General features: G+C 57.2%; 10 protein-coding genes and 1 tRNA gene. 1 reads left to right on the top strand and 10 read right to left on the bottom strand.

Going from position 1 to position 21,796, the window contains the following annotated elements; genetic code table 11:
- Window positions 1-273: 273 nt before the first annotated feature.
- Entirely contained in the window at window positions 274-6,516 is a 6,243-nt protein-coding gene (locus ETAA8_RS22020) for an alpha-2-macroglobulin family protein (RefSeq protein ID WP_145093382.1), read from the top strand.
- A gap of 83 nt (window positions 6,517-6,599) precedes the next feature.
- Here ETAA8_RS22020 and dinB read toward each other — a convergent pair whose 3' ends face one another.
- The 10 genes from dinB to ETAA8_RS22075 all read right to left on the bottom strand — a co-directional run bounded on the left by dinB (window position 6,600) and on the right by ETAA8_RS22075 (window position 21,765).
- A complete protein-coding gene (gene dinB, locus ETAA8_RS22025) occupies window positions 6,600-7,760 on the bottom strand; it encodes a DNA polymerase IV (protein ID WP_145093384.1) in 1,161 nt (386 codons plus the stop codon).
- A gap of 139 nt (window positions 7,761-7,899) precedes the next feature.
- Window positions 7,900-7,972 (bottom strand) — tRNA-Arg (locus ETAA8_RS22030).
- A 732-nt stretch (window positions 7,973-8,704) separates the two neighbouring features.
- Window positions 8,705-10,099 (bottom strand): right-handed parallel beta-helix repeat-containing protein, encoded by a 1,395-nt coding sequence (locus ETAA8_RS22040; protein WP_238397491.1) that lies wholly within the window; start codon window positions 10,097-10,099, stop codon window positions 8,705-8,707.
- A gap of 18 nt (window positions 10,100-10,117) precedes the next feature.
- The gene (locus ETAA8_RS22045; protein WP_145093389.1) at window positions 10,118-11,614 is read right to left on the bottom strand and encodes a DUF1501 domain-containing protein; all 1,497 of its coding nucleotides are present in this window, start codon (window positions 11,612-11,614) and stop codon (window positions 10,118-10,120) included.
- A 16-nt stretch (window positions 11,615-11,630) separates the two neighbouring features.
- The gene (locus ETAA8_RS22050; RefSeq protein WP_145093392.1) at window positions 11,631-12,965 is read right to left on the bottom strand and encodes a DUF1552 domain-containing protein; all 1,335 of its coding nucleotides are present in this window, start codon (window positions 12,963-12,965) and stop codon (window positions 11,631-11,633) included.
- 18 nt (window positions 12,966-12,983) lie between these two features.
- Complete coding sequence (locus ETAA8_RS22055; protein ID WP_145093395.1) at window positions 12,984-15,482, bottom strand: DUF1592 domain-containing protein; 2,499 nt, start codon at window positions 15,480-15,482, stop codon at window positions 12,984-12,986.
- Complete coding sequence (locus tag ETAA8_RS22060; protein WP_145093398.1) at window positions 15,479-16,417, bottom strand: WD40 repeat domain-containing protein; 939 nt, start codon at window positions 16,415-16,417, stop codon at window positions 15,479-15,481. Before ETAA8_RS22060 ends, ETAA8_RS22055 begins: the two co-directional genes overlap by 4 nt.
- Before the next feature lie 26 nt (window positions 16,418-16,443).
- Window positions 16,444-17,838 (bottom strand): DUF1552 domain-containing protein, encoded by a 1,395-nt coding sequence (locus ETAA8_RS22065; protein ID WP_145093401.1) that lies wholly within the window; start codon window positions 17,836-17,838, stop codon window positions 16,444-16,446.
- A gap of 60 nt (window positions 17,839-17,898) precedes the next feature.
- Window positions 17,899-20,103 carry a DUF1588 domain-containing protein gene (locus ETAA8_RS22070; RefSeq protein ID WP_145093404.1) on the bottom strand — a complete coding sequence of 735 codons (2,205 nt, stop codon included), beginning with the start codon at window positions 20,101-20,103 and terminating at the stop codon, window positions 17,899-17,901.
- 27 nt (window positions 20,104-20,130) lie between these two features.
- Window positions 20,131-21,765, bottom strand: a complete 1,635-nt coding sequence (locus tag ETAA8_RS22075) for a DUF1549 domain-containing protein (protein WP_145093407.1) — start codon at window positions 21,763-21,765, stop codon at window positions 20,131-20,133.
- Window positions 21,766-21,796: the final 31 nt, after the last annotated feature.

Consider the following 21,796-nt stretch of genomic DNA (forward strand, 5'->3'; position numbering starts at 1 on the left):
AACATAAGCCAAACGGGCATTTTGACGCGATTAACTACGCCTGGGAAGCATGGGGAAATGGTTTCTCGCCTCGCGCTTGGTTTGCCCGCTGGTTTTTTGCCTCGCGGCGGCGGATATTGAAAACCACTGACGGAGGTCAGTCGTCTTAACTGTAACTGCCGGTTCCCGGGGCATTTTATTGCCTCTCAACGGCACTTGTCTTGAATCGCGATGTCACGCACACAGGAATGGTTTCCTAGGTCGTTCCAGACTGACTCTAAGAAGGCTGCGGCAATGAATAGTAAGCAGTGGTTCCGTTTTTCACTGGCCGGCCTGGCCATTCTGGGGCTCGTAGTTTCGGGAGCCTTATCCCAGGCTCCCGATTTGGGCCAACTACGAGCCAAGTCGCAAAAGTTGATGAACGACGGCAACTTTCGTGAAGCTTACAACGGCTTTCAGCAGTTGGCTCTCGATGCCAAGAACGACCCCAAGCTGGTCGCCGGCGACCTGGACCGGGCCGTGCAATGCTTGAACAACCTCGGCCGCACAAAGGAGTTCGACGAACTGGTCGAAGCTTCGATCAAAGTCCACAAAGCAAACTGGCGTTTGCTGCAAGGGGCAGCCACGCAATACACCAACGCCCAGCATCAAGGATTTTTGATTGCCGGCAACTATGAGCGTGGTCATCGCCGTGGTGGCGGCAAAGTGGTGAACTCGGTCGATCGAGACCGCACTCGTGCCTTGCAATTGATGCAAGATGCGTTGCCACTGGTGGTGAAGGACGACAACAAGGGGGAAGTCGCTCAGTTCTTTCTGAACCTGTCGGAGCAAATGCTCAGCAATCGCGGCATCCATGAAGCCTGGCGCTTGCAGTACCTTACCGACCTTAGCAAGCTGCCCGATCTTGACGACGGCTATTTTCGCTTTCGCGACAGCACCGGCGCTCCGGTCGACGCCGCAGGGAATCCCATCTATCACACCACGTCTGCCACTTGGGAGGCTGCCGAGACTGATGGTCAGCGATGGCGTTGGGCCCAGGAACAAGCGATCGAAAACAGTCCTGCTCTCCGGATGCAGGTCTGGACGCAGTTTGCCTCGTTCCTTCAACAGCAATTCGGTGTGCAGACGATGCAGCGCGGTGGTTTCGGCCGCAATTTTGGTGGACCGACGCGAGACGACGACACGACGAAGGATGAGAGCGGCACGTTTGCACTTCATACACTCAAAGAAACGGAGACGATCGCCAAACTGGCCAGCGGCATCAAGCGTTTCACTCTTCCCGACGAATTCAATCACATCAAGCTCTATCAAAAGATCGCAGCCGAAGACAAAGTTACTTTCGGTGAGCAAGCGCTGAATCAACTCGCCCAGATCTTTGAGAATCGTCGGCAATATCCGACCGCGGCCAAGTATTGGCAGGAGAGTATCACAAGGCACCGCGACACGAACGACTGGAAAAAAAATCGCCTGGAGCAGATTGTCTCCAACTGGGGAACATTCGAAGCCGTCAGCACTCAGCCGGCGGGGAAGGGAGCTACGGTTGATTTCCGTTTTCGCAACGGTAAGAAGGTCAAGTTCGACGCGCGAGAAATCAAAATCGATCTTTTGCTCGCCGATCTCAAGGAGTATTTGAAATCCGATCCGGGCAACCGGGTCGATTGGAATCGCATCAACATCGGCAACATCGGCTGGCGGATCGTGCAGCAGAACGAACAAAAGTTCCTGGACGAAGCGGTCGCTGCCTGGGAGTTGGATGTCGACCCGCGCCCCGATCATTTCGATCGCCGCGTTACAGTCACCACGCCGCTGCAAAAGCCGGGCGCTTATCTGCTAACGGGCACGATGGTCGATGGCAATGTGAGCAAGATTATTTTGTGGGTTGCCGATACGGCCATCGTTCACAAAACACTGGAAGGGAAGCAGCTCTACTTTGTGGGTGATGCCGTCAATGGTGCGCCGATTGCCGAAGCGAACGTCGAGTTTTTTGGCTGGCAGCAGCGGCACTTGGGCGGGAATCGCTTCCAAGTCACCACGACCAATTTCGCCGAAAAAACTGGCCCCGATGGACTGTTAACTCCCGACCCCAAAGACCTGAAGCAAGAATTTCAGTGGTTGGTGATGGCGCGTGGCGATAAGGGACGGATGGCGTTCTTTGGCTTCCAAGGCGTGTGGAATGCGGCCATTCACGACCAGGAATATAATCAGGTCAAAGTCTTTTCGATCACCGATCGGCCCGTCTATCGCCCCAAGCAGAAGGTGAACTTCAAGCTCTGGTTCCGTACGGCCAAGTACGACCAGCCGGATAACTCGGAGTTTGCAAAACGCTCTTTCCCGATCGCCATCTTTAACCCCAAAAACGAAAAGATCCTTAGCAAGACGATCGAGACCGATGACTTTGGCGGACTGTCGGGCGAGTACGAACTGCCCGAGGATGCACAATTGGGTCAATACCGCATTCAACTTGATGCGGGTCACGGTCTGCGTTTTCAAGCGATGGGCGGCAATCACTTCCGGGTGGAGGAGTATAAGAAGCCCGAGTTCGAAGTCAAAGTCGCAGCGCCGACCGAACCTGTAATGCTGGGCGAGAAGATCACTGCGAAGATCAACGCCAACTATTACTTTGGCGCCCCAGTGGCGAAGGGGAAAATCAAATACAAAGTGATGCGCAGCAGCCACAGCGCGAACTGGTTTCCCGTCGCTTCGTGGGATTGGTGCTTTGGTTCAGGTTATTGGTGGTTCGGCTACGACTATCCGTGGTACCGGGGGTTCGATGAATGGGCTGGTTGCCGTCGCCCGTTGCCACCGTGGATTTGGCGCGGCCCGCAACATCCGCCGGAGATTGTCGCGGAAGTTGAACGCGAGATCAGCCCCGATGGTTCGCTCGATGTCGAAATCGATACGGCGATTGCCAAGGAACTGCACGGCGACACCGACCACGAATACACCATCTCGGTCGAAGTGCGCGACGAATCACGTCGAACGATTACCGGTGAAGGAAAGGTGCTGGTCGCTCGCAAGCCGTTCAAGGTCTTCACTTGGGTGAATCGCGGTTTCTACCGTGTCGGTGACACTGTCGAAGCTAATTTCAAAGCTCAGACGCTCGATAATAAGCCCGTCGAGGGAACCGGCGTACTGACGCTATACAAGATCACCTACGACGACAAACGCCAGCCAATCGAAACCGCTGTCAGGCGCTGGGAACTGAATACCAATGCCGAAGGTGTGGCGCAGCAGCAAATGAAGGCCTCGGCAAAGGGGCAATATCGCCTGTCATACGAACTTGTCGACAGCAAAAAACACAAGATTGAAGGTGGTTACATCTTCACGATTGTTGGCGACGGTAACGACGGCACCGATTTCCGCTTCAACAACCTGGAACTGATTCAAGATAAGAAAGAGTACGCTCCCGGCGATCAACTGAAGTTGCAAGTGAACACTGACCGAACTGATAGCACGGTGCTCCTCTTTATTCGGCCGACGAATGGAGTCTATCTGCCGCCAAAGGTCTTGCGGCTGAAGGGTAAGTCAGTCATTCAAGAGATCGAAATCGTTAAGCGCGACATGCCGAATTTCTTTGTCGAAGCGTTGACAATCGCCGATGGTAATGTCTACGTCGAATCGAAGGAGGTGATCGTCCCGCCTGAAAAGCGAATTCTCAATGTCGAAGTTCTCCCCTCGGCTCTGACGTACAAGCCCGGTCAAAAGGCCAAGGTGAAGATCAAGCTGACCGATCTGAATGGTGAGAATTACAGCGGGTCGACGGTGGTTAGCGTCTATGACAAGTCGGTCGAGTATGTTTCTGGCGGCAGCAATGTGCCGGATATCAAAGAGTTTTTCTGGAAGTGGCGTCGTCACCACAATCCGCAAACGCAGGAAAGTCTGGCAAGATCCTCTCACAATATGACTCTGCCCAATAAGCCCGGCATGTCATTCCTAGGTGTCTTTGGCGCTAGCGTTGCTGACGAAATGGGCGAAGCCGATCATCTTGCGGCTAACCTGGGTGACGCTAAAGGCGACGGGGGAGGTTTTGGTGGTGGCGAATTGAAGTTTGCCAGGGGCATGGCAATGGATGGAGCAAACCGCGAGGCGTCAGCAATGCCAATGGCTGCTGCCGCACCGGGGGGCGATATGTTGGCCGACCGCGCAGGAGGTGAACTGCGAAAGAGTATGAACGGAGTGGAAAAGCAACAGGCGGGCCAGGCCGATAAGCCCAGCGCCGGAGGGGGCGGTCCACTTGTAGAACCATCCGTACGTACCAAGTTTGCCGATACCGCTTATTGGAATGCCGCAATTTCCACTGCCAAAGATGGCACCGCGGAGATCGATATCGATATGCCTGAGAATCTCACGGGCTGGAAGATTCGCGTCTGGGGCATGGGGCACGGCACGCGTGTGGGCAGCGGCGATGCAGAAGTCACCACACGCAAAGATCTGCTCGTGCGTTTGCAAGCTCCGCGGTTCTTCGTGCAGAAGGACGAAGTGGTGCTGACAGCCAACGTGCACAACTATCTTCCCAAGGAAAAGGAAGTTACCGTCACGCTCGAAGTACCCGGCAACGTGCTGGAACCCATTAGTGACAAGACCGTGAAAATTATGATTCCTGCCGGTGGTGAGCAACGCGTCGATTGGCGCTGTAAAGTCACCAGCGAAGGGGAAGCTGTGGTGCGCATGAAGGCGCTTACGGACGAAGAGTCCGACGCCATGGAGATGAAATTGCCAAGCTACGTGCACGGCATGCTCAAGACCGAAAGCTGGGCGAGCACCATCCGGCCCGATCAGGCAGTCGGTAAGGTAAACATCACCGTGCCGACCGAGCGGCGTGTCGAGCAGAGTGTGCTTGAGATTCGCTATTCGCCGTCGCTGGCCCTCGCAATGGTCGATGCCCTGCCTTACCTGGCCGAATATCCTTACGACAGCACCGATCAAACGCTCAATCGCTTCCTTCCCAGCGTGATCACACAGAAGACTCTGCTGGGTCTAAATCTGGACCTGAAAGCGATCGGCGAAAAGCGGACGAACCTGAACGCCCAAGAGATCGGCAACGATCGCGAGCGGGCTAAGCAATGGCAGCGGTTTGATCGCAATCCGGTGTTCGACGAAGCGGAACTCACTCGCATGGTGAAGGAAGGGGTCAAAGCCCTTACCGATCAACAGATCAGCGATGGTGGCTGGGGTTGGTTCAGCGGCAGTGGCGAACGGAGCTTCCCGCACACCACCGCCACGGTCGTGCGAGGATTGCAAATCGCCAAGGCCAACGATGTGGCACTCGTACCGGGCACGCTCGAACGAGGCATCGATTGGCTCCGCCGCTATCAGGCTCAGCAACTCGAATTGCTTAAGAATTTCGAGCAGAAGAAAGAGAAGGTTCCGACCAAGCAATTTGCCGACGCGATGGACGCCTTTGCTTACATGGTGCTGAACGACGCCGGCAGCGACAACGTCGAGATGCGAGACCGAATTTATCGCGACCGCATTCAGATTCCTGTCTATGGTAAGGCCATGTTCGGCCTCGCTTTGGATAAGGTCGGCGACCGCGAAAAGCTCGATATGATTATGCAGAATATCGATCAGTTCCTGGTGCAAGACACCGAGAACGAAACGGCTTTCCTGCGATTGCCAGCCAGCAACCATTGGTGGAGTTGGCACGGCAGCGAGATTGAAGCCAATGCCTATTACCTGAAGCTGCTCGCGAAGACGGAACCCAAGGGCGAAAAGGCCCCGCGGCTCGTCAAGTACTTGCTCAACAATCGCAAGCACGCGACCTATTGGCAAAACACTCGCGACACGGCCCTGTGCGTCGAAGCATTTGCCGATTTCATTCGCGCGTCGGGCGAAATGGAGCCAGAGCTGACCGTTGAGGTCTGGATGGATGGCGAAATGAAGAAAGCCGTCGAGATCACGAAGGAAAACCTCTTTACTTACGACAACAAGTTCGTCCTGAGCGGAGCCGATGTAAAAGACGGCAAACACGAAGTCGAATTGCGTCGCCGTGGCAAGGGCCCGATCTACTTCAATGCGTACTTGACCAACTTCACACTCGAAGATCACATCGAGAAGGCGGGTCTCGAAGTGAACGTCAATCGCAAGTACTACAAGCTGAATCCTGTCGACAAGAAGATCAACGTAGCCGGCTCGCGCGGACAACCCGTGTCTCAGAAGGTCGAAAAGTACGAGCGCGAAGAGTTGAAGGAACTAGCGACGCTGAAGAGTGGCGATCTGGTCGAGATCGAACTCGAAATCGATAGCAAGAACGATTACGAGTATCTGATGTTCGAAGACATGAAGGCTTCGGGCTTCGAACCGGTCGATCTCCGCAGCGGCTACAACAGCAACTCACTGGGCGCTTACATGGAACTGCGTGACAATCGCGTGGCGTTCTTCGTCCGCGCTTTGGCCCGTGGCAAGCACTCGGTTAGTTATCGGATGCGAGCCGAGATCCCCGGCAAGTTCAGCGCATTGCCCACACGCGCCAGCGCGGTCTATGCACCGGAATTGAAGGGGAACTCCGACGAGATCAAGCTGCAGATTGTCGACTAACGGCAATTGCGATTTTCCAGATTGCACTCAATCGCTGCCTCGTCCCTTTTGCGGCGAGGCAGCTTTGCAAGTGCTCGTGACAACTATTCGGAAGGCCTGCGGCCGCGATTGATCGATTGCTTGCCAAACCTGGCAACAATTTGGTCGGCGACCGAATCGATCTGTCGCTCGCGCCCACGTTTCTCTTCGCCAAACAAGTCCTGCTGCCGAGGCTGAGTCGCCTCGACAATGCTGTGCACTCCAAAGCCAAGCAAGCGAACTGGCGGATGTTGGTTCGCCAGCCTCGTGTCGAACATTTCTAGCGCTGCCTGCCAGAGTTCGCTGGTGATGTTGGTCGGCTCGCGCAGGGTGAAAGATCGCGTGACGGTCTGAAAGTCTGCATAGCGAATCTTAATCTCGATGGTTCGCCCCTTCAGGTCGTAACGTCGCAGTCGCCGCGCGACTTGTTCGACCAGTTCCGCCAGCCAGCCACGCAGGGTTTCATCTTCCCGAATATCTTCGGCAAACGTGGTCTCGTGCGAGATGGACTTTGCTTCGCGATCGGGAATAACCGCGCGGTCATCCTGTCCGCTTGCCAGTCTCCAAAAGTGTTCGGCGCTGGGCCCGAGCATGTTCTGCAACTGCGATAACTGCAGGCTGCGAACCTGGCCAATCGTATGCAGCCCAAAGCGGGCGAAGTTCTGTCCGGTCACCTTGCCCACGCCCCACAGCCGGCTGATAGGGAGCGGATCGAGAAAGGCCTGCATATCGCCCTGCTCTACCACCACAAAACCGGCTGGCTTGTTGAGATCGCTGGCGATCTTGGCGACGAACTTGTTCGGCGCGACACCGAGCGAGGCAACCAGCCGCAGTTCGTCGCGCACGCGCTGTTGAATGAGCCGGGCAATCGCGACTGCGGAACCGAATAGGGCGGCACTGCCGCGAACATCGAGAAACGCTTCGTCGAGCGACAATGGTTCGATCAGTGGCGTATAGTCGGCAAAGATGCCGCGAATTTGCTGCGAGACCGCTGCATAAAACTCGATGCGGGGCTTGATCAGCACCGCTTGCGGACACAGCCGCTGCGCCCGCGCGGTGGCCATCGCACTATGCACGCCAAACTTACGGGCCTCGTAGTTGGCAGCTGCGACCACTCCTCTTCCGGCCGCCGAACCGCCGACAATCACGGGCTTGCCAACCAGGCTGGGATTCTCGCGCTCCTCGACCGAGGCGTAGAACGCGTCCATATCGACGTGGATAATCATGCGCCGTGTACTGCGAATGCTACGGCCAGAAAGTACCGCGGAGAGGACTCGAACCTCCGACCTAATCTTTAGGAAACTTCTGAAAGTGCCCCTGGGCAGACTCGAACCTCCGACCTAATCTTTAGGAAACTTCTGAAAGTGCCCCTGGGCAGACTCGAACCGCCGACCTATCGTTTAGGAAACGATTGCTCTATCCACTGAGCTACAAGGGCTTTGCGTCAATTCGTTTTCGTTACTAGCACTCAAGCGGCCGAAACCCGGTTTGTCGTTTCGGGATACGAGCTTATTGCCTTTGGGGACTCGATCATAGGGCACTTACCAAATGCACCTTAGGTCGAAGTCGAAAAGGTTTTGTATCCCCAAATCCGCCTGTGGTATCCCCAAGAGACTCATCTGGCTGCGGAGTGTTTACCGTGCCAAAGCAACTTGAACGAATTATTTTTATGGTATCCCGCTCAACCGTATAGCCGCAACCCGCTGCCGAAATATTGCGGCGGTGTGGGGGCGTTTTGCTCCGCTCCAGTCGCTGGCGCTTCCTGCGCTACGCAAACCGCCCCCACACCGTTACCTTAAGAGCCTGACCCCAAGGGGACGTTTCTTATTGTGGAGAAACAGAGGACAATTCTATTGTGGTTACAAAAAATGCTCGGCTGTCTAGCAAAGTTTGTTGGCTGGCTGCGGCCGGGACGTGATTCGATCTACCCGGCTTGGCAAGGAACGCAGTGCATGCGGGATATGTTCGATGGCCGTCGGCTATCGGAACCGCTCGACAACCATCGCTATCCAGAACTTTGGTGGACCCGCGTAGGATCGCTTCTCGCCAGCAAGTGAATCTTTTGCCTTCGTGCAAACTTCAACTATCTGATTGGCAGAATCCTTTGTCGCTTGTCAGCGTCAATTTCAGCGATGAGTGGGTTCGACTCCTAAGTCCGATCCAGATGGCGTCACCGTCCTGTCTTGGCTTGCCAGCCGTCCACGGTCCTTTCTCCCTTAACTCCGCAACTGAACTGCAACGGAGCTTCAAGGCCTGCCTCGCGATTCGCCTTAGGGTTCTTTAGTTTTTCGGCATCCGACACATTCTGCAAACGATTGTTCTCGATTGTCGCTTGATAGCTTTCTGCGGAACGCAGCAAAGGACGCGGCGTGCCGATGCACTCGATCACGTTGTCCTTGATTGCGATCGTGCTGAAGTCGCACTGTGGGTTGAACCCAAACAGCCCTTCGATTCGCGGAGTCGCGGTGGTCCGGGTCACAATGTGATTGTTGCGTACTACAAGTTGATCGAAGACCTCGTTGATCCAAATTATGCCGCGACCTGGATTGTTGACCAGGTTGTTGTGAAACACTGCGGGACCTTTGGCTGCCGCCTTCCCGAATCCGCTAATCAAATTGCCGTGATCCTTTAGCGGATCAAAATCGAACAAATTGTGATCTATCTCGACTCCATTGCGGACAAATTCGATGCTGTAGCTGTCACGGAACCAATTGTGGTGGATATGAAAAGTCCGGCCGCTCTCAGGCACCGGTCCGCCCGCATGTTTGGGAATCGAAACGGTTCCATGCAGTACATTATGGTCAATCTCCACGTCCTCGTCGTTCTCAAAGGGGAGTTCGAGGGAGAAGTTCACTTCAATCGTGTTGTGATGGAAGCGGCAGCGCTTGGCCTGCCGAACCTTGATTCCGTAGAACTCATGTTCCCGCTGCGGACGAGTTCGCAGGAAGCGGTTGTCGAACACCTCGCAGTCCGCCATCCAGATGGCGAAAATAGCGCCGCCGGTGATGCCGCCTTTCGTTCCCGGCTTTCCTTTCTCCCACCGGCCGCCGGCGTCGATAAACTCGCATCCGTGGATCTTGGAGTTCTTCATGCCGAACGTCCGCACTCCGCTCCACATTGTTTCCTGAACCCGCAAGCCGCTCAGTTCCAGATCGCGAGGATACCAGGCGAAAATCGCGCCGTGCAGTTGCGACCCTTGCAAAGTCAGGTCCGAGATTTTCACCCCGCGGGAATCTCGCTGCAGGCGGATCAAGTAAGCTCCAGTATCGAGCCCCTCCAGCTTCATCTCCGGATCAGGCAAGGAAATTGTTGGCGCTGTTCGATCTTTGGTGGGCGCTAGAATCGTCTTGTCGACTCCTGCCCCCTGCAAAGTCACTCCCGATGGTAGTTCAAGCGGTTCCGGCAATTCGAATCGCCCTTCGTCGATTCTGATCGTGTCACCCTCCGTCGCGACGCTGACCGCGGCAATAAGCTCGGCAGGGGTCTTAACAGAGCCTGCCGCGTGCAGTCCCAAAGGGAACGAGATCGCGCACAACACCACTAGCGCCATTCGGCAGCGATACATAACTGCTATTCTCATTTTCTAAAACATCTCTCCGATCACGCGGCCACGGCTGGCGCGTTCCATTACAATCTTCGGCAGCCCTGTATTGAGCCGCATTTGACCCACATCGAACATGGCGTTCATAATCGTGGCGTGCAAATCATCAATCGAATACGGATTGTCCGCCGGTTCGCCGCCGCGTCGATCGGATTCACCTACGATTCGCCCATGCTTCAGGCCGCCGCCGGCAAAGACCAAAGGACATAATCGGGGCCAGTGATGTCGGCCCAGGTTCTCATCGAGCGACGGCGTGCGGCCGAACTCGCCTGTGATTACCAAAAGGATCTTGTCTTGCAGGCCGCGCTGGTGAATATCCTTCAGGAATGCCGCAACCGCGTGATCGAGAGGCGGTGCGAGGACGCTCATTCCTTCCGGCATGTTCGGAATGCCCTTGCGAGCGTGAAAATCCCAGTTGGAATGAATGACCGTGACAAAGCCGCAGCCTGCTTCGCACAGCCGGCGGGCCGTCAGGAGTTGCCGGCCTAGTGAGATGCCGATCGAAGGGCCGCTGCGCTCGAACTTCGATTGATCGTTGCAGCGATAGTTGCGAAAGTGCTCCGTGTCGTAAGCGGCCAGCGTGCGCGGATCTTCTTTGAGCAGATCGAGCGCGTCGCGGACTTCGCCGCCGCGGAGGACATCGAGCGCGCGGGCATTGTTCGCATCGACGCCGTCCATCACGCCGCGGGCATCGAGCTGACGATTGAGTTGATCCAATTGCTTCAGCAATCCCAGCCGCCCGTCGAGGCGGGCATCGGGAACTTGCGGCTCCATGTCCTGCAAGAGTGGATTCTCGACGGGTTCACTCTTGCCGCGGCCCTTCTTTTTGTCCTTGGCTGCACCTTCTTTCATCGGCACCTTGATCTCGAAGGGCGAAAATGAAGCGCCGAGATATGCCGGTTGGCAACCCTCTACCACCGACTCAAACGAGCCCGCAAAGCCGGCCCTTTCCGCGGTGTGATCGAGCGTGGGGGGAATGAGTATCTGCCGCGGCATGCCAGTCTGCGGATGCACAGCTCCGGCTGCGCGGGCGTACACCGCGCCCATCCCCGGATGATTGATCGGCTTGCCGTCGGGAATGGAAGTATCGGCCGTTAAGATCTGCTTGTGAGCGCCGTTGTGCTCCGCATGGTGCGTGTGAAACGAGCGCACGATCGTCAGTCGATCGGCCAGCTCCGCCATGTGTGGAAAGTACGATGCGAACCGCACGCCAGGCAGCCTCGTTGGAATGTGCCCCGCGATGCTGGTCGAAGTGCCGATGCCATCTGGCTTGGGATCCCAAGTCTCAAGCTGACTCGGTCCTCCGCCCAGGAACAGCAGCACCACGGCCTTGTCCTTGACGTACGAACTTTCCGCCGGCGCCGCGAGCAGATTCGCGAGCGTCAATCCACTCAGGCCGAGCGAACCGGCCTGAATGAATGAACGGCGGCTGAGGCCGTCGCACATTGGTCTGCTGTTTCCGCAATCAATCCGCAGCATCTCTCTGCTCCGCGCGTTAGGCCAAAATCTCGGAGAGCGGTCCCGTGCTTTCTTTGAACGATTTCACCGGGCAGCGCATCTGCTGTAGGATCGTGAGATAAAGATCGGAAGCGGGCTTGACGCCCCCCTTCCATTTAACATGCTGGCCGTGCTTGAAGCCGAGCTTGCGACCACCGGCAAGTAGCATGGGGAAGCTACCGCCGGAGTGGCTGCTGATCTGCGAGCCACCGAGGAGCAGGACCGTATGATCGAGCAGATTGCCATCGCTGGCTTCGATGCCTTTCAGTTTGTCCATGAGCCGAGCCAGGCAAGCGCAGAACATTTCGTCCCGCAGTCCAAGCACCTTCACGTCGGGATTTTCCACGCCGCGGTTGCCCGAGCCCTTGTGATGCACATCGTGGGCGCCACGGACGGGAGCGCCTACGGACTGAGCCCAATCCTTGTAGTCGTCGTAATTCGGTCCCCCTTCGCCACCCAGGCTCTGCGTGACGACGCGGGTCATATCCGTTTGAAACGCGAGCGAGATTAGGTCCATCATTAGCTCAATGTGTTCGCGCATCCGGTTCTTGCCTTGCGGCTGCAGTTTAACCGCTGCCTCGTCAAACTTCGGCCGGCCGCGATCGAGAATCTCGCCGTTGTCAGTCATCCGTTTCTCGACTTCGCGGATTGACTCCAGGTATTGATCGAGCCGCTGCTGATCGCCGTGGCCGAGCTTGCGGCGCAGATTGCTGGTTTCTTCGATCGCTATATCGAGCACGCTGCGGTTCAGTTCTAGACGAGCCTTCGCTTGCTTCAGTTGAGCGGCATCCGCCGGCGGAAAAAGTTTTTCGAACACCGTGCGATAGTTGCCGATCGCGGGAATGTCCGCTCCCATGGCGTTGCGCGAAAGCGTTCGAGTCCCTACGCCGTCTTCAAACGAGAGCGCGAGCGACGGCACGTACGTCGGGCCCACGTGCTGGGCTGCGACCTGGTCCAGCGAGATCGTGTTCGTAATCGTCCCCGGAGTAATCTTAATATTCGTGCCGGTCAGCCAGTTGTAAGGATGCTCGTGACCGCTGATGCGACCTTGAATGTGCAAGAGGCTCGAAAGCACTGAGAACTCGTCGCGCAAATGGGCGAGCGGCCGATGCGATGGCGAGATCGTGTACTTCGGACCTTCATCGGCCGGATACCACTGATAATGGTTGATTGCCCCCGGAATATAAAAGCAGGCAAGGCGGGGCGGTTCCTTCTGCCCTATTGCAGCGGCGGCCGAGCTTCCCCCCATCACTTGCAACCAGGGAAGGGCGATCATCGCGCCGAGACCATGAAGGGCGGTGCGGCGGGTGACAATGGGATTTTTGCTATTCATTATGTTACCTGTTACGGATCATTCTTTGGTCAGTATTCGTTCGCCTAAAAACGCTCGCGAGCGGACTACGGACTGCAACAATTCTCGCAGCGGATAACCTCGCGGGCGATGAGTCGCCATGATCTGCCGGATTTCAGCCAGATCAGCAATCTCAGGTTTTCGGCCGGTGCTGTAGAGAAACACGTTCTTCAGCCAGCCGCGCACAATGTCGTCCGTATAGTACTGGAAGAGCAACTGTTTGCATTCGACAAATGACGTAAAGGTTTCGCCGCGGGGAAGTTTGCCCGTGGCATCTACGGGCCGCTCCTTCCCGCTGCCGCGCCATTCGATTTTGCCGTCCAGTTCGTTACGGACGTACTTCTCGAATTCGCTTTCTCGCCAGCGGCCGCTGAGATCGAAATTCTGGAAGGCAAATCCAAGCGGATCCATGCTTTTGTGGCAGACTGCGCACCTGGCATCTTCCTGATGTTGCACCAGCAGTTGCTTAAAACTCTTTCCGACGTTTTTGCCATCCGAAGGAATTAGCTCTGGCACTTCGAGCGGGGGAGGTGGGGGAGGATCGTCGAGAATTCGCCGCAGCGTCCAGGCGCCGCGATAAATGACCCAGTTCTCACCCATCCAGCAGAGCATCGACTGGATGCCGGCGTGACTGAGGATGCCGCCGCCGCGAGGATCGTCCTTTTTCAGCGTAACTCGCCGCAACCGCCCGCCGTGAATCTTCTCATAACCATAATGCCGGGCGAGGATGTCGTTGTGCATCGACCAGTTACTGGCGATTAGTTCGCGCGCGGGGCGATTCTGCTGCAGTAGTTCCGTCACATACGCGATAGTCTCTTGCTGCAGCGATGCCTTCAAATTCCGGCCAAAGCGGAAGTCCTGCTTCTGAATGTGATCCATCGCCAAGGTGATCGGCTGCCCCATTTCCAGCCACTGCATGACGAAGGGGTGGAAAAAGAGTTCGCTGCGGGAGTCTGTAAGGAGCCGCAACACTTGGGCGTCGAGCACTGCGGGATCGCGTAGTTTGTTCTTCGAGGCTAGGCCACGCAGTTCCGCATCTGGCGGCGCGCCCCAGAGGAAGAAGCTGAGCCGTGAGGCAATCGCGAACTGATCGTGGGGGTTGTCCGGTCCAGGCACGGACAAATAGCGGAACGACCCCGACATGAGCGCCGCATGGAAAGCTGCCCGCAGCGCTTCGTCAAAGTCCTGCCCGCGTTTCCGCTCCTGGTCATACAGCCCGAGGAACCGCTGCTGCTCTGCGACGGAAACGGGGCGTCGCCAGGCACGTTCGATCCAGATCACCAGAAGTCGCTCGGCCGATGCGCGATCATCAGACAGATCGCCCGCTCCAAACTTCCAATCGGCCGGTGGCCACTGCTGCTGAAAGTCAGCTTCGATTGCAAAGTTGTGCAGCACCACGAGCGGCACAGGCTGTTGAGTGATGGGCAGAGTCTTGGCATCAAACGCGGGGCGGAACAAGCCGCCTCCGTTGGGAATCTTCTCCTCCGGCTTGCTGCGGTCTTCGTTGGGATAGCCGTCGATCTCATATGGCATTTCCACGCGATTGGTCAGGGTAATTGCCAGGCCCTTTGCATCGGCGGTGACATCGGCCAGATGGATTTGATATTCCAGCGTTTGCGGCGCGTCCGCTGAACTGTCGATTTCGACATACGCAACATCCCGCCCGCCGACCTCAACCCACAACTGCGAGTCAGGAATTTTCGGCGACGGTTTTTGGAGCGAGACGACGAACTTGAGACGCAATATTCCGCGTTGCGTCGGCGGCGGAATGCGAATTGTCAAACCGCCCCGATCCGGCAGCCACTTCGGCTTGATGAACCATCCGGTACCCGGCTGACTGACGACATCGCCGCTATTCACGGTCACGCCGTCCGCTTTCCACGCATCGAAGACTTTCTTCACATCTTTGGCATCGCGCACGTCGGCAGCGTACAGCTTGGCTCGCGACTCCGACCGAAAGCGGATTCCATCCACCGCGCGGCGAGTGACTGCGAGCGCCTGGGCGACGGAATCGGCGGCGTCCTGCAGGCCATCGGCCCCGGTATCAAAGCCATCCACCTTGCCGTCGTCGGGGAGAGCATACGACAAATCCACCGTGAGGCCGCTCACGTCTTGCAGTGCGGCCGCCAGTTCCCGGCGGTTGAGCCGGCGAGTTGCGGCACGACCCAGCGCAAGTTGAGCCTTTTCGATCGCCGCCAGAACTTGCTGCTTGTCTTTATCGCTTGGCCTCGGCTGACCCTCGGGCGGCATTGCGCCTGAGGCGATTTGCTCATGCAGGAGCGTCCACAGATGGCGGTCCGCTGCTTCCACGGAACGCAACGCATCGAACCGCAGCTGAAACTGTTGCTCTTCAGCTCCGTGGCAATCGAAGCAATGCTGTTTGAGGAAGGGCTGAATGATGCGCTCGAAGGATTGATCCTCGGCGGCTGAAACTGTAGGTAGCACGAAACCCGTGATGCCTAGGAAAAACAACGAGCAAATAAGGAAGCGACCATTCATTTCGTCACCTCCTTGACTCGCAACTCGTGCCGCGTGCCGATTGCCACTCGCTGACCGTCCGCGTTGATAGCGACCGCAGTGATCGAATTCGCGAAGCCCGCAAACTGTGCCGTCTTCTTTCGCGTGGCGACATCCCAAACGATTACCGAGCGATCGGCGCTGCCCGAAACGAGGCGAGTTCCATCGCCGCTCAGCGAGAGCGAAGTTACGTCATCGGTATGACCGAGCAGCACTCGCACTTCACCGCCGGTTGCGGCATCCCAAATTCGCACCGAATCGTCCGCACTGCTGCTGATGACCTGCTTGCCGCTCGGGGTAAAAGTGACCGCGGAGATGGATTCCGCATGACCTGTAAACGTCAGCAGCAATTCACCGGAGCTGATGCGATACAACTTCAGCAGATTCTCGCCGTCGCCGACAACCACGAATTGCTGATCCGGGCTAAAGGCGACGCACGTTGCATCGTATTCGTTCTGTTGGTCGATGGTTAGTAAACAGCGGCGCGTCGCCAGGTCCCAAATCTTGCAAGTATCGTCACCGCTGGCCGTCGCCAGCAGCAGGCCGTCGCTGCTCATCGCCAAGCTGGTGATGTTCTCCCGGTGCGATTTCCATTGGACCTGCAGTTTTCCGTCCGAGGAGTTATGCACCTGGACCAAGCCCCGCCAGTTCCCCGTGACGAGTTGCTTTCCATCAGCAGACCATGCAACCACCGTGACTGCAGTTGTCGCTGAATGCTCCCAATGCAGTTTGCCCGAAGATTTGTTCCAGACCTTGGTGCTTTGATCGTCACTAGCCGTCGCTAAATACTTGCCGTCTGGACTGAACGAAACGGAGTTTACCCAGCGCTCGTGGCCGCGACTGACAGACCACTCCGGCTCCGCCGACCTGGCGATGGAGCATAACAGGCCAAGCAACAGCAGCCACGATTTCGACATGATTCCGAACTCCCGACCTCAATGCGTTAGGCCAGTAATTCTGTGAGCGGTCCGTGTTGATCGAATTCCTTCAATCCCGGATCAGCCTGGCCGAAGCTGGTGCGCGATGAGCCGGCGAGCTGCAGCAGCGTGACGAATAGGTTCGCTGTCGTGCGATGACCCTTGTAGCCATACGCGGGGTAGTCGACATAGCGCCCGGTCTTCAACTTGCCGTCGATGTTGCCGAGCACGACCATCGGCCATTCCCAGCAGCGGCTGTGATGCGATTCGGCGCCGTCGCTCAAGTAGATGATGACCGTGTTATCGAGCATTGTGCCGTCCCCTTCTTTGATCGCGTCGAGCTTCTTCGCGAGCTTGGCGATCTGTTCAAAGTGAAAGCGGCGGATCATGTTCGATAGTGCGAACCAATCCATGTCGTTCTCGCTGCCGCCGTGGCCGATGTGATGCTTCCCCTTCTTGAGGCCGAGTCCGGTGAAGCAAATATCGAAATCGCGGATGCCTGCCCCCGACGAAATCGTCAGCACGTTGGTGAGACCCGCGACGAGCGCCGCAGCGCCAAGGTCGAATTGCGCATCGAGTCGATCGGTCTCGACGGCGGACGTGTACTTGTCGCTCGTGACGGGCGCATGTTCCCGCAGGGTGTGCTCGATCTCGTTCAGCCGGCTTTGACGGTCGCGGAGCGTATCGAGCGTTTCGAGATAAGCACCCAGCTGCTCTCGTTCGGGTCCGGCGAGTTTATTCTCGACCCGGCGGACGTCCTCGCGGATAAAATCGAGCAGGTTGTTCTTAGCAGTGAACTCCTGCTTCGCCATGCCGCCGGCGACACTGCCGAAGAGCGCGGCATAGGCTTGGTCGGGTTTGACCATGTGCGGAAGCGGCTTGTCGGCCGCCCAGGCTGAGACGTTGTATAACACGCTGTTTTCCAGCCGCTTGGAAACACCGAGACCGAGGAAGGGAAAGATGCCCGGCAACTGCTTCGCGAGTGCGCCGTCGATCGTTTCGCTTAGCACCGCGGTACTTTCGCCACTACCGCGGCCTTGCCCGAAAGCGCCCAATGCTTGAAAGTTGGTGGAGTGTCCGCCGCTGCATACCTTGCCAGAAAGCCCCTGAACGATCGTGACCTTGTCTTTCCATGGCGTGAGCGGCGCGAGGGCCATCGGCAACGTCTGGTCGGCGAGCGACAGATCAACCAGTTCGCTTGGCCCACCCAGCGGACGCTGGTCGCGAGCTTTCCGCTTGTATCCCTCTGGCGCGCCTTGCTGCGGCGTGAAGCCGTTGCTTTCGACGACAAACACGAACCGCTTCGGCCGCGTTGCCAATCCGGCCGCTTGCGCGGTGAGCCGGGAGAGAATGGGCTGGAGCAGGAGCGTTCCCGCGCCGAGCGAGAAACCTTTGAGCAGATCACGACGTGCGAGGGACATGGCGGAGTTCCTGTTTGGTTAACTAGGAATGGCCGGAGCGGCTCAGTCGTTACTGAAAATTCAGGGATTATCGGCAGCGTTCTTTGCGGGAACACGATACAAGAATGAGTCGCTACTAAGTAAACTAACGATCAGCGCCTGCATGCTGCCATCCTTAAGGACGTAATCTTCGTGGGCTCGTCGCAGAGTAGCGGCATCGCCCAAAGTTTCGTTCCGGCCGAGCCAATAGCGGAACGCATGGCGGACAAATACCTGTTCCGTCACCGGTGAGTCCGCCAGTTTGTGCAACAATTCCACGCCGTTCTGCACATCGCCGTTTAGTTCCGCATCAAGCGTGAAATCCAGGCCGCCGGTCGAGTTGACCGGAATCTCTTTCAACACCTTGCCCAGTGGCTTGCCTTTCTTATCGAGATTGGCGGCGGTCGCTTCTGCGTCGAGCACTGTCTCCTTGGAGCGGTAGCGGCCGAAATGATCGAACACTTCAAACGGTAGGCCAACGCGGTTCATATACTGATGACATTGATAGCAGTACTTCTCGTGCGTGACGAGCATCCGCTCACGCAGCGTGTGGTGCGGTGCGTCGGGCAACTGCGCATCGACAGTAATCGGAAGATCCGGCACCACGCCGCCGAGCAACCGCTCGCGAACCCACTTGCCGCGGAGGATTGCGTGATTGTCGTCGGCAGTCGACCAAGCAACGAGCCACGAGGGTTGCGTGAGGATGCCAGCGCGCTCCTGCTTCGGAAGTTCGACAGGTTGCTGATCGGGGAAGTCCGTCAGATTGTATGATTCGTAAACTGCACGGCCCGGTAAGTTCGGCTTTTTATCTTTGAACTTCACCGGGTCTTTCTTTTTATCTTCTTCGAACTTTGCTAAGGCTTCGGCACGTTTCTTTTTGGAATCGGCGGCCCCCTTGTACATGACGAACGCTTTGTTCGTGGTGAGTAATTCTTTCAAAACCTGCTTGTCCTGTTCGAGGATATTGGAAATCAGCTGATCGGTGTCTTCGACGAGCGCCCGCGGGTCGTGAGCCGGCATGTCTTTTGTTTCTTTAAAGACCTCCACGGCGTTTTCATAACCAAAGTACTCCCGGAAGAACCGGAGGATCCGCGGTTTAGCGAGCTTCGCGTCTGCGAGCAGCTTGCGAACGGCAACGGCGACTCCTTCCTGCGTATCGAGATCGCCACTCGCTGCCGCAGCGCTCAGCCAGGCTGGGGGACGGTCGTCGGTCAGGCCGAGGCTGATGGCTGACGCGATCTCATTTGGCGACAAGCGCACCCGGCCCTTGTCATCGAGCGGACCGGCTCCGAGTTCATAGCGAAAGATCCCCTCCGGCAGCAAAAACACAGCAGCGAGCGAATAACGAACGCCAGCGACTCGCCCGGCTTCGGCGAGGTTCTTCTTCATGAACGCTGTAAATCGCTGCAATTCTTCGGCCGTCGGTTCTCGTTCGAGCGCTCGGGCGAACTGCAGCTTGATTGCCTTCTCGACTTCCGCATCGCCGAGCGGCAATCTCTCATCGACAAAAGCCAGGAAGTCTTTCTGCGCGCCGAGCCGCGGCTTAAGCTCATCCCCTTCGCGGGTGAAACCAGTCTGCCGTTCGACGAGGGCTAGCGCGTTGCTGATGATCTGCGCCGTCACCGGTTCATCGACCTTTGGCAGATGCATATCCTTGAACGTGCTTTTGCCGCTCGGCGAGAAGGGTTGGCCAATCAGGCTTTCCGCCCCTTTGCTCAAATCGCGGGTATAAGCCGAATAGATTTCCGGGCTGACGGTGCGAATCCGCGGAGGTGCATCGAGGGGTGCTGCTTGCTGGGGGGCGAACAGCATGTGATGCGGAATCTTGTTGCCGTTGTTGTATGCCTCGCGGCGGGCGAGGTGCTTGCCAGCACGTTTCATCTCGGCAGCAATCCAATCGTTCAGCGACTTGAACTCAGCATCGGTCAGCGGTGTACCTTCTTTCGGCGGCATCTCCCGCGCATTGACTTTCTCCAGCACCATCGCCCAGCGGGCAGCGCTTGTGCTCCCCTTCAAATCGGTATCGAGCGCCAGCAGATCCAGTTCCCCCTCAATCTTTTCCCCATGATGACAATTGCCACACTTCTTCGTGAGTACCGATTTCACCGAACGCTCGAATTCCGCGCGGCTTTCATCCAGTGAAGCAAACTTCAGCTCTTCGGCCGCATAAACCGACGCAATCTGAACCAGGCAAGAATAGCCCAGCGGGAGAAGTAAACAGCTGAGTGTGATGAGGTAGCGTCGCATGACAATAAACACAAACTCGCTGAAAAATCAGTAGTTAAACCGAAACTCAGCGCTGCACAGCAGCGCCCACGCCAGGTCCCAGGCGAGCGTCTCGCGCTTGGTACTGGAGTCTTTGAGGAAATCAGTAGCAGAGAGTAGTTCCTGCTCCGTGGGAGCCCGGCAGAGGATGTTGCGGTAAGCCTCGCGGACGGCGGCTTCGTCGTCCTTTTGTTTGATCAGTCTCTCGACCAGGTTGCCTTGCCTGGGCTGCAGAGGTTTGCTCGCCAGTGAGTGGTAGGAAAGGAACAATGCCTGCGCGGCGGTTGCCTCAAAGCCCTCGCTCTGGTTACGGAACCGCTGGGCAAAGTCCTGCCAATCGCGATCCCGGCCGAGCTGCATTCGGACTGCAATCGCGAGGGGAGTCTGATCCTTTAGCTCGCGCGCGACCTTGGCTCGTAGCGGTTCGAGACTGCCGCTGGCTTGATGCATACTCAATACCAGTTGCTCCGGTGACAGCGGCTTGAGAACGCCGACGGCATACAACCCCGCGCGAGGTAGCTCCCCGCTGGTCTCCCAGCGAGTCGATCGCAAATAAGTTTCGCTATGCAAGATGGCGGCCATTAGCCGGCGGATGTCAAACCCACTGGCGGCAAAGTCGTCTGCCAACAGATCGAGGACGGCGGGATGCGTCGCCGGGTTCGCAGTGTGCATTTGATCTACGGGTTCGACCAGACCACGACCGAGTAACTGCTTCCACACGCGGTTCACGAGCGCCCGCTTGAAGTATGCCGAGTCCGCCCTGAGGGCATACTCCGCCAAGGCTTGCCGCCGGCTGAAATAGGGCGCATCCGGCAGGCCGTCGGATCCTTTGACGTACCAAGCGTTCTTGTCCGTGGGGCGCTCTGGTTCGGCAATTTCGTGATTATCCAGGAACAACAGCCGTGCCGACTTTTCTTCCTTTGACTTCGTCGTGAACGAGACCTCTCCCTCGGCCCGCTCTTTCACCAACGGAAATTCCCTATACTTTGCCTCCTGAGTGCGGCCGAAAAAGGCAGCCAAGCCGTAGTAATGATCCTGCTTCAACTCATCGACGAATGGATGATCGTGGCACTTAGCACACTGCAGCTGTAGACCGAACAATCCGGTAGCAACTGCCATCGTCATGTTGTCGAGCCGCTCGCCACCATCCCCTCTCAAGCGCAGTGCGAGAAAATACGCGGAGCCTCGCTCCTCTTCGCGAGTGACATCCGGAGCGAGCAGCTGCCGCGCGATCTCGTTCCACGGGCGATTTTCAGTCAGCGCCGTTTGCAAGAACTGCAGAAAGCCTTCGCGGCCAAAATCGCGTTCCAAGGCACCGCCGTTCAGCCAATCGTCGAAGACTCCTCGCCAGTAGACAGGGAATTCTTCATGCGCGAGCAGTGCGTCGATGAGCCCATGGCTGCGGTCACTGCCTGGGAGCTCATGGAATGCGTCGATCTCGGTCGGAGTAGGAATGCGACCGAGGAGATCGAGATAGATGCGTCGGACAAGTTCGCCATCGGTTGCCCGGGGCGCGGGCTCTAGAGCTCGTGACTTCAGTGCCGTTGCGATTTCACGGTCAATGCTCGCGCTGATTGACCCCACAACTGCGGGTTCAGCTGCGCAAACCGCCACGCCGCAACTCACAACAGCAAGCAGCATCATTCCGTAAATAGTGACTCTTTCCTGCACCGCG

Source organism: Anatilimnocola aggregata (assembly GCF_007747655.1).
GTDB classification, from domain to species: domain Bacteria; phylum Planctomycetota; class Planctomycetia; order Pirellulales; family Pirellulaceae; genus Anatilimnocola; species Anatilimnocola aggregata.

Coding starts and splice junctions, on each gene's coding strand:
- ETAA8_RS22045 (WP_145093389.1), bottom strand. CDS start 11,614: ATGCTGCGGATTGATTGCGGAAACAGCAGACCAATGTGCGACGGCCTC.
- ETAA8_RS22040 (WP_238397491.1), bottom strand. CDS start 10,099: ATGTATCGCTGCCGAATGGCGCTAGTGGTGTTGTGCGCGATCTCGTTC.
- ETAA8_RS22050 (WP_145093392.1), bottom strand. CDS start 12,965: ATGAATAGCAAAAATCCCATTGTCACCCGCCGCACCGCCCTTCATGGT.
- ETAA8_RS22020 (WP_145093382.1), top strand. CDS start 274: ATGAATAGTAAGCAGTGGTTCCGTTTTTCACTGGCCGGCCTGGCCATT.
- ETAA8_RS22075 (WP_145093407.1), bottom strand. CDS start 21,765: ATGATGCTGCTTGCTGTTGTGAGTTGCGGCGTGGCGGTTTGCGCAGCT.
- ETAA8_RS22060 (WP_145093398.1), bottom strand. CDS start 16,417: ATGTCGAAATCGTGGCTGCTGTTGCTTGGCCTGTTATGCTCCATCGCC.
- ETAA8_RS22055 (WP_145093395.1), bottom strand. CDS start 15,482: ATGAATGGTCGCTTCCTTATTTGCTCGTTGTTTTTCCTAGGCATCACG.
- ETAA8_RS22065 (WP_145093401.1), bottom strand. CDS start 17,838: ATGTCCCTCGCACGTCGTGATCTGCTCAAAGGTTTCTCGCTCGGCGCG.
- ETAA8_RS22070 (WP_145093404.1), bottom strand. CDS start 20,103: ATGCGACGCTACCTCATCACACTCAGCTGTTTACTTCTCCCGCTGGGC.
- dinB (WP_145093384.1), bottom strand. CDS start 7,760: ATGATTATCCACGTCGATATGGACGCGTTCTACGCCTCGGTCGAGGAG.